The organism is Nocardia sp. NPDC051832, from assembly GCF_040681285.1.
Classification (GTDB): Bacteria; Actinomycetota; Actinomycetes; order Mycobacteriales; family Mycobacteriaceae; genus Nocardia.
Genome location: NZ_JBFAYL010000001.1, coordinates 2,056,480 through 2,069,130 on the forward strand (window position 1 = coordinate 2,056,480; position 12,651 = coordinate 2,069,130).

The 12,651-nt window shown below is 67.7% G+C and carries 13 protein-coding genes; 2 read left to right on the forward strand and 11 right to left on the reverse strand.

Annotation, left to right across the window (positions count from 1 at the left end; all coding sequences use genetic code 11):
- Positions 1 to 26 precede the first annotated feature (26 nt).
- The 8 genes from AB0M14_RS09185 to AB0M14_RS09220 are packed head-to-tail and all read right to left on the reverse strand — an operon-like array spanning position 27 to position 7,971.
- Positions 27 to 989, reverse strand: coding sequence for an MlaD family protein (locus tag AB0M14_RS09185; protein WP_364990905.1), 963 nt, complete (start codon positions 987 to 989; stop codon positions 27 to 29).
- Positions 986 to 2,068, reverse strand: coding sequence for an MlaD family protein (locus AB0M14_RS09190; RefSeq protein ID WP_364990907.1), 1,083 nt, complete (start codon positions 2,066 to 2,068; stop codon positions 986 to 988). Before AB0M14_RS09190 ends, AB0M14_RS09185 begins: the two co-directional genes overlap by 4 nt.
- Entirely contained in the window at positions 2,065 to 3,168 is a 1,104-nt protein-coding gene (locus AB0M14_RS09195) for an MlaD family protein (RefSeq protein ID WP_364990910.1), read from the reverse strand. The genes AB0M14_RS09190 and AB0M14_RS09195 overlap by 4 nt, the downstream gene beginning before the upstream one ends.
- Positions 3,168 to 4,199 carry an MlaD family protein gene (locus AB0M14_RS09200; RefSeq protein WP_364990913.1) on the reverse strand — a complete coding sequence of 344 codons (1,032 nt, stop codon included), beginning with the start codon at positions 4,197 to 4,199 and terminating at the stop codon, positions 3,168 to 3,170. Before AB0M14_RS09200 ends, AB0M14_RS09195 begins: the two co-directional genes overlap by 1 nt.
- Positions 4,187 to 5,191: an MCE family protein gene (locus AB0M14_RS09205; protein WP_364990916.1), complete on the reverse strand. Its 1,005-nt coding sequence runs from the start codon at positions 5,189 to 5,191 to the stop codon at positions 4,187 to 4,189. The genes AB0M14_RS09200 and AB0M14_RS09205 overlap by 13 nt, the downstream gene beginning before the upstream one ends.
- A complete protein-coding gene (locus AB0M14_RS09210; RefSeq protein ID WP_364990919.1) occupies positions 5,188 to 6,222 on the reverse strand; it encodes an MlaD family protein in 1,035 nt (344 codons plus the stop codon). Before AB0M14_RS09210 ends, AB0M14_RS09205 begins: the two co-directional genes overlap by 4 nt.
- A gap of 3 nt (positions 6,223 to 6,225) precedes the next feature.
- Positions 6,226 to 7,092, reverse strand: coding sequence for an ABC transporter permease (locus AB0M14_RS09215; RefSeq protein ID WP_364990921.1), 867 nt, complete (start codon positions 7,090 to 7,092; stop codon positions 6,226 to 6,228).
- Positions 7,093 to 7,971, reverse strand: coding sequence for an ABC transporter permease (locus tag AB0M14_RS09220; protein WP_364990923.1), 879 nt, complete (start codon positions 7,969 to 7,971; stop codon positions 7,093 to 7,095). It lies immediately after the preceding gene.
- A gap of 569 nt (positions 7,972 to 8,540) precedes the next feature.
- Here AB0M14_RS09220 and AB0M14_RS09225 point away from each other — a divergent pair.
- The gene (locus tag AB0M14_RS09225; RefSeq protein ID WP_364990926.1) at positions 8,541 to 9,671 is read left to right on the forward strand and encodes a VCBS repeat-containing protein; all 1,131 of its coding nucleotides are present in this window, start codon (positions 8,541 to 8,543) and stop codon (positions 9,669 to 9,671) included.
- A gap of 10 nt (positions 9,672 to 9,681) precedes the next feature.
- On the opposite strand, the gene AB0M14_RS09230 is transcribed toward AB0M14_RS09225, so the two are convergent.
- The 3 genes from AB0M14_RS09230 to AB0M14_RS09240 form a co-directional block, all read right to left on the reverse strand.
- Positions 9,682 to 10,272, reverse strand: a complete 591-nt coding sequence (locus AB0M14_RS09230) for a disulfide bond formation protein B (RefSeq protein WP_364990929.1) — start codon at positions 10,270 to 10,272, stop codon at positions 9,682 to 9,684.
- Complete coding sequence (locus AB0M14_RS09235; protein ID WP_364990932.1) at positions 10,272 to 10,433, reverse strand: hypothetical protein; 162 nt, start codon at positions 10,431 to 10,433, stop codon at positions 10,272 to 10,274. Before AB0M14_RS09235 ends, AB0M14_RS09230 begins: the two co-directional genes overlap by 1 nt.
- 68 nt (positions 10,434 to 10,501) lie before the next feature.
- Positions 10,502 to 11,413, reverse strand: a complete 912-nt coding sequence (locus tag AB0M14_RS09240; RefSeq protein WP_364990934.1) for a LysR family transcriptional regulator — start codon at positions 11,411 to 11,413, stop codon at positions 10,502 to 10,504.
- 70 nt (positions 11,414 to 11,483) lie between these two features.
- Between AB0M14_RS09240 and AB0M14_RS09245 the strand changes: the two genes are divergently transcribed.
- Positions 11,484 to 12,626, forward strand: a complete 1,143-nt coding sequence (locus tag AB0M14_RS09245) for a TDT family transporter (protein WP_364990937.1) — start codon at positions 11,484 to 11,486, stop codon at positions 12,624 to 12,626.
- The last annotated feature ends 25 nt before the right edge of the window (positions 12,627 to 12,651 follow it).

A 12,651-nucleotide genomic window follows, 5' to 3' on the forward strand; every position in this document is an offset into this window, starting at 1 on the left:
GACGGCCGCGTCGTCAGAAGCCGGGCTTACTTGACGGCGACCCGCAGCTTGACCGAGTCGTCGTCGGTGCCCTGCAACGCCTGCGAAATCAGCGTGCTCAGATCGATGGCCGGCGCACTCGAGGTGACCGCGTCGGCGAGCGGTCGCAGTCCGGGAATCAGCGACTTCAATTCCGGGCCGACCTCGTTGAGCCACTGGGTGATCTGCTCCAGGAACGGCACCAGGCCATTGCCCTCGAGATACATGTCCGGGGCATTTCCGCTCGCGACCAACCGGCCCACCGCCTCGACCAGCCCATCGAGCACCTTCCCGAATTCCACGAAATTCGGCGCCGCGTCCGACAGCGCCGGATTCGCCCAATCGATGTCCTTGGCCGCGAATTGGAAGCTGTTCAGCAGCTCGGCGATCTTGGGCGAGCGGGTCATGATGGTGGAGGCCAGCAGGTCACCGGAACGCGCCAGCTCCGGCATGACCGCTTCGGTGCCGGTCAGCGACTTGCTCATGGTCTGTACCAGCGAATCGACCACACCGGGGTCGAGCTGGTTCATGGTCTTGGTGACCATCCGCGCCACCTCGGCGATGGACAGCGGCGTGCGCACGTCGGCGGTGTCCAAGCGCTGCCCGTCGCGCAGGTACGGTCCGCCGTCCCGCTTGGGGACGAACTGCACGTACGGCTCGCCGAGCGCGGAGAGATGCTCGATGGTGACCACACTGTCGGTGGGCAGCCGTTGCGCGCCGTCGACCCGGAACCCGACCTCGACACCGGCGGCGGTGCTGTCGACCGAGGTCACCTTGCCGACCGGAATGCCGGTGAGCAGGATCGGCGAGCCGACGCCGAGGCCGCCCGAATTCTTCAGCACCATCGAGGCATTGGTGTAGTCGGCGAACGGGTCGTAGCGCACCACACCGAAGGTGAGGTAGGCCGCGCCGAGCACGAGGATGGTGGCGATGCCGGCCAGCGAGGCCAGCGAACCCGGCTTGATCTTCATCGCACAGCTCCGATCATCCGCAGCGCCTGCACCATCCGGTCCACCTGTTCGGCGTCGGTGGCCTGCGAATTCACCTGCACCCCGGTGATATTCACCTTGGGTCCGCGTTCGGCGAACGGAATCACCTTGTCCCGCAAGAACGCGACGAGCATGGCCAGGTTCGAGGGCGACCGCAGATCGAGCGGACCGCCGGTGGCCAGCGGCACGAGGGCACGGGCCGCGGCGTCGCCGGACCGCGCCAGCGGCGCCAGCCACACCAGCGAATCACCGACCGGGCCGAGCGCGCCGAAGATCTTGGTGACGCCGTCGATCGACTGCGTGGCCGCGTTCACCCGCTGCACCGACTCGGCGCTGAGGATGTTGTCGAGTTCGGGCCGGATGTCGTGCAGCACCTGGGCATTGGTGCTCAGGCCGGCCAGCGCCTTGTCGACCTCGTCAAGGTTCGCGGCCAGGTCGGCGGCGTCGGCGCCCATCACCTGGGAGATCCGCGCAGTCTCCCGCGGGTCCTGCGGCAGCACGGAATTGAACCGATTGATGATGTCCTGCAACTGACCGATGGCGCCGCCCTGCACGAAGAACGCCATGGCGGCCATGGTGTCCTCGAGCTGCACCGGCGGGCGGCTGTGCGCCAGATCGATGACGGCCTCGGAGCCCAGGAGCTCGCCGAAACCGTCCGGGGGCGTGGTCAAGGCGATGTGGATGTCACCGAGCACGGTGTTCTGCCGCAGCTCGGCGAGGGTGCTCGAGGGCAGCCGCACCGACTTCGAGATGTCGGCGTCGACCACCACGTAACCGCCGCGGCCGGCGGGGGCCTTGTCGGCCGGCACCACGGTGACCTTGTCGACCGTGCCGACCTGCGCACCGTTGGCGATAACCTTCGCCCGCGCAGGCAGATTCAGCACATTCGCGAACTGGATCTGCAGCCGGTAGGTCGGCCCGGACACCGAGGTGCCGGGCACCGGCACCGAGGACGGGTCGAACCCGCAGCCGCCGACCGCGAGCGAGGCCGCCAGCGCCAGCGCGAGTGCGGTGCGCCGCACTACTTTCCGATCCGGAATCCGCAGAGTCACCGTTCTCACCGCGCACCAACCGATCCCAGCACCAGCTGCGTCAAGGAAACCTGCATCATGCCGTCGGCCGCGCCGGCGCAGCGCCCGGGCGTGAGAGCGTTGAGCGCGGCGCAGACCTGCTCCGCGTTCTGCTCCGGTATCGCGACCTTCGGTGGCGCGTAGCTGATTCCGGCCGCTCCGGTCCGCGGGTCCAGCACACTCTGGAACGCCGAGGCGACCACCGGCGTGGTCAGCACGATGTCGCGCAGCGAGCCGACATTGGCGCGCAGCAGTTTGATCAACGGGATGCTCTGGTCGAGCAACGCGCCGATCTGCCCGCCGAACATGGTGGTGATGTCGTTGAGCATCGGCAGCAGCTGCCGCAGCCCGTCGAACAGGTCGGTGCCGGGACCGAGCAGTTCGGTGTTGGCCTGGTGCAGCGCGGGCCCGAGCCGGGTCAGCATCGTCTGCAGGTCACCCCAATGCTGCTGCACCTTCACCGACACCGAGGCGAACGCGTCGAAAATGCCCGCGAGATTGGCGATGTCGGCGTCCGGCGTCTTCAGCGCGGAGCCCAGCTTCTTGATCAGTTCGTTGATCTGCGGGCCAGTGCCCGCGGTGGCGCGGTCCAGCGAGGACAGGCCGTCGGCGATCGAATTCGGTTGCGCCGGATCGGGTCCCACGATCTGATCGGACAATTGCGCCAGCGCCGTGAGGGTTTGGGTGAGGCTCTTCGGGGTCAGCGTCTTGGTGATGCACTGGCCGCCGTCCCAGCGCTGGGTGTCCTTGCCCAGGGCCAGCACCGCCAGTTCACGATCCGCGACGACGGTGTCGGAGACCGTGGTGGCTCCGGCGTCGGCACGCACCGGATGATCGGCGTCGACCTCGAAGTCGACCCGCACGGCGGCGCCCTGGTTGCGCACGGCGGTGACCGTGCCGACGGTGATGCCGCGCATGGTCACCTGGTTGCCCGGATACAGCCCGATGCTGTCCGGCATGATCGCGCAATAGCTCTGCGTCTTGTGCAGCGGATCGAAGGCGACGAAGTAGCCGGCGATCGCGAGCACCCCGATGACGACGGCGCCGGCGATCGACATGAACGCCTGGCTGCCGAGTACCCGGTTCAGCATCAGCACTCCTTCCCGGGTAGCGGCACACACACGCCGGCGGGCGCCGGCACGGTCTCGCCGGACTGGTCGACCACGATCCCGCCCTCGGGGATCGACAGCTCCTTCAGCTTCGCGGTCAACGCGTGCGCGGAGGCGATCATCGGGTCGAGCCGATCACCCATGTCCGCCATCCGCGGCAGCGCGTCGGCGAGCTGCTGCGCCTTGGGCTTCAAGGTGGCGTCCCAGGTCGGCTCGAGCAGTGCGAGCCGCTGCACGACGCTGGTGAACAGCGCCACCGCCTCGCGCATCTCGGCGCGCTTGTCGATCAGCACGTTCTCCAGCTGGATCGCGTTCTCCATCAGCCGCCGCAGGTCGCTCTTGGCGCCGTCGTACATCCGCACGTACTCGCTGGCGACGGAGATCGCGTTGGATACCTGAGTGCGCTGCCGGTCGATGGCGTCGATGTAGCCGCCGACGGTATCGAGGGTGGTGCGCAACGCTTCCGGCGCGTTGTCCACCGACTTGTTCAGCGTCGCAAGGTTTTCCCGCAGCGTGTTGCCGTCGATCTTGCTCAGCGGCGTGGTCGCGTCCTGGAAGGTCTGTACCAGGCTGTAGGGCAGGCGCACCCGATCCGCGGGAATCGCGTTGCCGCCCAGCGGCTTGTCCCCCGCCGGGAACAGCGCGACGTAATGCCCGCCGACCACCGTCAGCATCCGCACGTCCAGCGAGCTCTGGTCGCCGACGAACACCTCGTTGTCGACGGTGAACTTCATGACGACCTTGTCCGGCCGCAGTTCCAGCGCGGTCACCGAGCCCACCGAGATGCCGGCCAGGCGCACGTCGTCGCCGGTCTTCACCGACTGCGCCTCGGACAGTTCCGCGGTGTAGGTGGTCTTGCCGAACGGCACCACGTACAGCGCGCCGGCCGCGACGACGCCGACCACCAGCAGCGCCACGCCGAGGATGCCCAGGCGTACCTCGCGGCGCCGCTTCGCGGTGTCGTCGAGTACCTTCCGGTCGCCGCCGAACAGGCGGGAGATCATGCTTGGCATACCGCCACCTTCTGTCCGGCGATGAGCACCTGCAGCGGCGCCGGAACCTCCGCGGCGCCCTTGCCGCACTGCGGTTTCCAGCCCGCGACCGTGTGCGGCAGCGCGTTGTCCACCGCGGTGAGCAGGCCGGGCAGCTTGCCGAACACCTCGACCGCCTGCTGCGGATCCGGGAACAACCGGCGGATCAGCGCGTCCAGGTCGGCGGCGCCGTCCTGGTCCAGGCCGAGCGTGCTCAGCAGCCGGTCCACCGGACCCAGCACCGAGGGCGCGGTCATCGCGAATTGCGCCAGGCCGCCGATGTTCTCCTGTAGCGAGACGAAGATGTCGGTGAGTCGCGCCAGCAGCGGCACCAGGTAGTGCACCCGCCCGCCGACCCGGTCGGAGATATCGGACATGTTCTTGACCAGCGTGCCGATCACCTGCTGCCGATCACCGACGTATTTGCTGAGCTCGGCGATGGACTCCAGCGCGGGCCCGAGCCCGTTGCCGTCACCCTGCAGCACCGCGAGCATGTTCTCGGTGAACTTGTTGACCGACTCCGGCGACATGGTCGCCAGCACCGGCTTCAAACCGTTGAACAAGCTGGTCACGTCGAAGGACGGGAGCGTCATGTCGGTGCCGATGGTCGCGTCGTCGGCCAGGCGCAGACCGGGATTGGGCTGCTGCTGCAGGTCGATGTAGCGCTGCCCGGTGAGGTTCTGATAGCGGATCGCCAGCACCGAGTTGTCGTAGACCGGCGTCGAATCCCGCACCGTCAGATGAACTCTCGCCTTCACCCCGTCGAGCGAGACGCGCTCCACCTTGCCCACCTGCACGCCGTACATGCGCACGTCGTCACCGACCTTGAGGCCGTTGGCGTCGGTGAACAGCGCGTCGTGTGCGTGGGTATCGCCGTCGACCGGACGCTTGATCGCGGTCAGCACGAGGGCCAGCACCACCACCATCACGCCCGCGAACAGCGCCAGCCGCCAGGCCGCTGCGCGTACGGTCATTTCAGACCTCCCTGCCCGAACAGCGGCACGGCGATGCCGGGCACGTTCTGTAGATCGACCTTCAGGTTCAGTACGGGACCGTCCGGCGTCTCGGGCATGGCCGCGCGCAACCGCTCCAGCAGCAACCGCAGTTCCGCCGCCGACTGCTGCGGCCGCGGCACGGTCTGCGCCAGCACGGTCAGGATCGGGGCGAGCATGTCGGTGGCCTCGGCCAGCTGCGCACCCGCGGCCGTCACCGTGGTCGACAGGCCGGGCAGGATCTTGCCGGTCAGCGCCGCGACGCCCACGTCGTAGCGATCCTTGTCGGTCTGGATGATCCGGATGTCGTGGATCTGATCGAGGATCTGGATGGTCGCGCCCGCGAACTTGCCGCCGCCGTCGAAGGCGGGGCCGAGCTTGCCGAGCAGCTCCGAGCTGGGCATGTTCTGGTTGTCGGCGATGATCTTCGACACCGAGATCAGCGCCTGCACCAGCGGTGTCATGGCCTGGAAGTCCGCCGACACCTGCGCGATGACGGTGGCCAGCTGCGGGGTCAGCACGGCCGCGCCGACCTGGGACAGGCTGCGCAGGATCGAACCCATGGTGGCGTCGTAGACGCGATCCGAACGCGGCCCGGTCAGATCGATGACGCTGCCCGCCCGCAACGGCGAACCGCCTGCCCCGCGCAACAATTCGAGCTCGCTGATGCCGAACAGGTTGGCCGGGGCGTAGTCCACGCGCAGGCTGTCGTCGACGCCGTGCAGCCGGGAACCGTCCAGCCGCAACATGATTCGCTGCGTGCCGTTGGCGTCCGGTGCGATCTCCTCGACCTTGCCCACCTGCACGCCGTCCAGACGCACCTGAGTGCCGGCGCTCAGGCCGTCGCCGACCTGCTCGGTGTGCAACGCGATCCGCAGGCCGTCCTCGGTGCGCAGATTCCGGTACAGCGAGGTCGCCAAGGCCAGCACCGCGATAATCGCGACGATCGTCAACCCGACCGTGCGGGCCTTCTTCTTATCCGCGGCGACGCCGGGCAAACCGTATTCAGGCACCACTCACCCCGTAAAACTGATCGCCGCGTTGAAACCCCACAGCACGATGGACAGCACCATGTCGATGGCGATGATCGAGACGAAACTGGCCCGCACCGCCCGCCCGGACGCGATACCCACACCTTCGGGACCGCCGCTGGCGAAAAAGCCGTAATAGCTGTGCACCAGGATCACCACGGTGCCGAAGATCGCCACCTTGATCACCGCGGCGATGACGTCGAAACCGGAGACGAACTGGAAGAAGTAATGGTCGTAGACGCCCGCGGACTGCCCGTGCACCAGCGTGATCAGCCCGCGGCAGGCGCCGTAGGACAGGATCAGCGCGATCAGGAAGGTCGGCACGATGGCCAGCGCGCCCGCGATCACCCGGGTGGTCACCACGAACGGCACCGAGCGCAGGCCCAGCGACTCGATCGCATCGATCTCCTCGGAGATGCGCATGGAACCGATCTCGGCGGTGATCCGGCAGCCCGCCTGCGCGGCGAAGCCGACCGCGGCGGCGATCGGGGCCAGCTCGCGGGTGGTGGCGTAGGCCGAGACGACGCCCGTCACCGGGCCCATGCCGAGCATGTCCAGCGTCGCGAACGACTCGACGGCCACCGAGGCGCCCATCACCAGGCCGAGCACGATCATCATCGGCACCGTGCCGCCGCCGACCACGATGGAGCCCCGGCCCCAGGTCATATCGGTGATGGCGCGCATGGTTTCGCCGCGGTAGCGCTTGAGCGTCAGCGGGATCGCCGAGAGCACCTGCCAGACGAACACGGCGATGAAGCCGAGCATGTCGGTGGCGCGCATGATCCGGCTGCCGCGCCGGAAGTAGCGGCGGACCCAGCGAAACCCCTTGGGGGTGTAGGCGGAGGTCGTCATCTATGCCAGCTTCGTGGGTAGGAACATCGCGGTGACCTGCGTCATCGCCAGGTTCACGATGACGATGGAGACCACCGACAGGACCACCGCGGCGTTCACCGCGTCGGCAACGCCGCGCGGTCCGCCCTTGGCCTCCAGCCCGCGCTGGCAGGCGATGATCACCACGAGGAAGCCGAAGATCAGCGCTTTGAGCAGCGAGACCCATACGTCGGCGGTGGTGGTGAAAGAGCCGAAGGTGGCCCAGTAGCTGCCCGGGGTGACGCCCTGGCCCGCGATCGCGACCGCGTAGCCGGCGAGCACGCCGACGAAGATGATGAGGATGTTGAGCAGCGGCGCGACGATCAGCATCGCCGCCATCCGGGGGATCACCAGCCGGTGGATCGGGCTGATGCCCATGGTGTGCAGCGCGTCGATCTCCTCGCGGATGGTGCGCGCGCCCAGGTCGGCGGCGATCGCCGCGGCGCCCGCGCCGCCCAGCAGGAAGCCGGTGGCCATCGGGGCGCCCTGCTTGATGACGCCGAGGCCGCCGGTCGCGCCGAGCAGCGAGTCCGCGCCCAGGGTGTGGATCAGATTGCCAACCTGAATGGAGACGATCACGCCGAACGGGATCGCGATCAGGATGGCCGGAATCGTGGTGACCGTGATCAGTCGCCAGGCCTGCAGGATGGCCTCGCGCCACTGGAATTTGCCGCGCACGATGTCGCCGGCCGCGCCGGTCACCGATTCCTCGGCCATGCCCACCGCGCGGCCGAAGGTGCGCAGCGACGACACCACGGTGTCGGAGAAATTCTTGCGGACGACCTGGGCCGGGGATTCGCGGCGTTTCTCTTGCCGCAGGAGTTCCAGCTGTTCCAAAGCTGCGCGGGTATCCGAGGTCATACGCGAGTTCCGTGCCCCACGCCGGGGGCACGGGTCATGTCGAAGTTCATCAGGTATCTCTCCGAATCCGGCGTCATCGCCACCTCAAGCAAGCTAATAGGTACTCTAGGTCACAACAAAATCGCGCCCTTGTGACGATGGTCACTTACTCACCGGTTCGCATACTTCGAGAGTTATTCGTGCACCACATCACGCAGTGCGAGCCGATGCGATGAGGGCCACATACATGCTGGATAGCAGCGAATTCGCCTCGAACTTCCGCCCAGCTCCACGAAAGTAGAAACAGGCAAAGAAGTCATCCAGTGGCGCAGATCGGGGGGCGCGTGGTATTCGCGAGAAGGTTTCCGGAAGCCGATTTCAGTTTGCCATTCAGTTGCCTGACCCTTACACAGCAAACGCTTTCCGTCATCCCGCATCGGCCGCAGCGAGGCCCGGCGATGACACTGGGCACAGTGCCCGGCCGCGCTGGGCACCTGAACGAATTCCGTTGAATACCAAGACCTTCGCGTGACGTGCGCCATATTGTCCGGGCCCAGGTATCGAAGTTACCCGCCCGTCAGGAAGTTCTCATGCGCACCACTCCCCTCGCCGTCGCCGCCGCCTCCGCCGCGTTCTGCCTGTTCGCCGCGGGCGCCGCCCACGCCGGACCGATCACCTTCGCCGCGAAGGTGGACTCGCCCTCCGGCGGATCGTTCCCGTCCTGGGGACCGGGCCCGTCCCCGACCGGCACCGTCGGCGCGGACTTCAACGGCGACGACATCCTCGACATCGTCGCGGCCGACTTCCAGGGCGCCGGACCGATTCTCATGACCGGCAAGGGGGACGGCCGCTTCAATCCCGGCACCCGCGTCGGCAATGTCGGCAACGGCTACGGCGCGGTGGCAGCCGGCGATCTGAACGGTGACGGCGCGCCCGACGTGGTGGCGCAGGCCTGGACCTTCGTGGCCACCTTCCTCAACAACGGCGACGGCACCTTCGCACCCGCGAAGAAGGTCGTGACACTCGAAGGGGCCCAGCAGGAAGTCGCGGTCGCCGACACCAACGGCGACGGCAAGGCCGACGTGCTCAGCCTGGTGCCCGCCGGGGTCAAGACCTGGTTCGGCAAGGGCGACGGCAACCTCGAATCCGGCCCGTCCAGCATCATTCCCGGCGTCCCCACCGCGTTCACCCTGGGCAAGTTCAACAACGACAACCGCGTCGACCTGGCAGTGAACAACACTGTGCTGCAACAGGCGCATGTGTTCACCGGCAAGGGCGACGGCAGCTTCGAGTTACGCGGCGCCAGCACCTCGGGCCTGATCACCGAGGACGTGCGCGCGGGCGACTTCAACGGCGACGGCATCGACGACGTGATCACCGCCGACTCCTTCTCGTTCAGCACGACGCTGCTGACTTCCAATGGCCAGGGCGGGTTCTCCAAGACCGACCGGGTCGCGCTGTCCGGCCTCGGCCCGACCAGCATCGCGGTCGGTGACTTCGACCGCGACGGCAAACTGGACGCCGCCATGTCGGCGGTGATCAATTCGAAGATGGTGGTGTTCAGCGGAAAAGGCGACGGCACCATCGCCAAGGCCGGCGAATTCGGCGTGACCTCGCAGCCGCAAACCCCGGTCGCCGCCGACTTCGACCGCGACGGCAAGCTCGACGTAGTGGTGGCCGGCAGCGCGAACGCCGTCTCGTTCCTGAAGAACATCTCCTGATCCGCTGGTCTCACAGACCGAGGTCGCCGAAGAACACATAGCCGGTGGGATCGCCGGACATGTTCCAGTGCAGACCTTGCAGAAAGAAGCAGGCGATGAAGTTGGACGCGATGACCGCCAGCAGGAGGTACATGGTGAGAGTGCCCGCCCTGCGCTGTGCAGCCGAGGGTTCGGCGATCTCGCGGCCGGCGCCGAGGAACAGTGCCGCTCCACCGGCGAACGCCGCGGCGAAGAAGGTGATGAAAGCCCAGGTATAGAGGTGCAATCCGAGCAGCGCGCCCGCGTATCCGGGGTCCGGCGGCACGATGTGCATCAAGGTCTGCGCCCCCGAGACGAGGCTGCCGAGCAGGGCGGTCATGACGGCCCAGCCGAAACCGGTGGCGTAATCCTTGGTGGTTACCGTGCCCCGCCGCGACTGCTGCACGATCCAGGCGGGCCCGAGTGCGCTGAGCAGGAAGAAGACTCGTTGCAGCAAGCACATCGGGCAGGGGTACTCGCCCAGGCCGAACTGGAAGAACATCGCGCCGCCGATGGTGCCGCACATGCCGATCACATAGAGATTGGCGAACCACAGGCCGAGGCGGTGGGACAGCGCAGGCATCACAGGGCGATCCCGAACTCGCGGCCGACCACATGCGGCAGGAATGCCAGTACCGCGAGCGCCAGGGTCACCACGCTCAGCGACAAGGTGTAGCGAGCCGGAAGCTCACGCACGGCCGCGACCGCGCAGAGCAGGACCAAAAGGAAGAGGAAGGTGTACATAGGTCCACGGTCCACTCGGCACAGAGCCTTTGGTAGCGGCAACGTATCAATGGACCCATAGAGCTGAGCTATGAGGACGTCTTCAGGGCAATCGAGTACAGGTCGCGGGCGGGGCCGGTGAGCCGCTGGCCGGTCGGCCAGACCGCGCGCAGGCTGCGGCTCAGGTCCAGGTCGGTCACGGTGGGGGCGATCAGGTGGCCGGCGGCGATATCGGAGGCGACGGCGAGGGAACTCAGTACCGAGACACCGACGCCGGCGGCTACCGAGGTCTTGATCGCGGTGGTGGAGGACAGCTCCAGCGCGATGTTCGGCTGCCAGCCCGGAACCGCTTGCGCGACAACCTTTTCGAAGAGCGTGCGGCTGCCGGAGCCGATCTCGCGCTGAATCAGCGGGGCGGCGGCCAGTTCGGCCGCCGTCACCGTGCCGCGCCGGGCCCACTTGTGTTGCGGCGCGACGACGACCACCAGTTCGTCGCGCGCCACCTCGTGGCTGTGCAAGCCGCGGAAGATCTGCGGGGTCTCGATGAAGCCGATTCCGGCCTTGCCGTCGAGCACCGCCTGGGCGACCTCGACGGAGTTGCCCGCTTCGAGCGCGATGGTGACCTCGGGCGCGATCGTGCGCATGGTCATCAGCCAGCCCGGGAACAGGTACTCGGCGACGGTCTGACTGGCCGCGACACGCAGCCGCGAACTCCGCTCGGCCCGCAACGTGTCGATCCCGGCGTCCAGCTGTTCGGCCGCGTCCACGACCCGCCGGGCCCACTCCGCGATCAGCCCGCCGGCCGGCGTCGGGACCGAACCGAGCGTCGTCCGCTCCAGCACCGGCGTCCCGACCAGCTTCTCCAGATACCGGATGCGCGAGGACGCCGAGGGCTGGCTGATCCCGTGCGCCTGTGCCGCGCGACCGAGGCTGCCCAGCTCGATGACCGACAGCAGCAGATCCAGCGCGGCCAGATCCGGTACTCGCGGCGACAAAGGCATAGACCCACTCTATGCATCCATAGCTATGCGGCGGCTACTGGACCCGGCGCTCGGGCGCGATGCTGGATTCATGACCGCCACCACGACCTCGCGCCCGCTCGGCTCGCGGCGCCTGCTCGGCGAGCTGGACCGCGACTCCCTGCGCCACCTCGGACCGAACTGGTTCGCGGCCGTGATGGGCACCGGCATCGTCGCCAACGCCGCGGCCACCCTGCCCTGGCAGTTCCCGGGCCTGCGGGACGCGGCGATCGTCGTCTGGGGCATCGCCGCCCTGTTCCTGATCGGGCTGACCATCGCCTACGCGGTGCACCTGATCCGCTTCCCGGACAACGCGCGCGCCCACCGGCACAATCCGGTTATGTCCCAGTTCTTCGGCGCTCCGCCGATGGCGCTGATGACCGTCGGCGCGGGCACGCTACTGCTCGGCAAAGACGTTGTCGGCCTGAGCGCCGCCGTCGCGATCGACTGGGTGCTGTGGTCGGCGGGCACCGTGCTGGGCCTGCTCACCGCCTTCGCCATCCCTTACCGGATGTTCACCCGGCACCAGATCGACAAGGACGCCGCTTTCGGTGGCTGGCTGATGCCGGTCGTGCCCCCGATGGTCTCCGCCGCGATGGGCGCCCTACTGGTCCCGCATGCCCCCGCCGGCCAGGCGCGCCTGACCATGATCATCGCCTGTGTCGCCATGTTCGGCCTGTCGCTGATCGCCGCGATGGTCACCATCACCATGATCTGGTCGCGGCTGGTGCATTTCGGCGTCTCCAAGGGCGGCATGGTGCCGACCCTGTGGATCGTGCTCGGTCCCCTCGGCCAGTCGGTGACCGCGTCCGGCCTGATCGCCAACGCCGCGCACGGTTCGCTGCCCGAGCTCTACGACCAGGGCCTCATGGTCTTCTCGGTCATCTTCGGCGTCGTCACCTGGGGCTTCGCCATGCTGTGGCTGGCGCTGGCCGTCGCGGTCACCTACCGCACCTATCGCGCCGGTGAACTCCAGTTCAACCTGACCTGGTGGGGCTTCACCTTCCCCCTGGGCACCTGCATCACCGGCAGCAGCGTGCTCTACGCCCACACCAACGCCTACCTGTTCGCCGGAACCGCGGTCGCGCTGTACGCGCTGCTGATCGGCGCCTGGGGCGTGGTGGTGGCGAAGACCTTCCAGGGCCTGTTCAGCGGTGCGCTACTCACCGCGCCCCCGGCGCTGCCCGCCCACTGAGCCCGAAAAACCTTGCTCTCCCCTG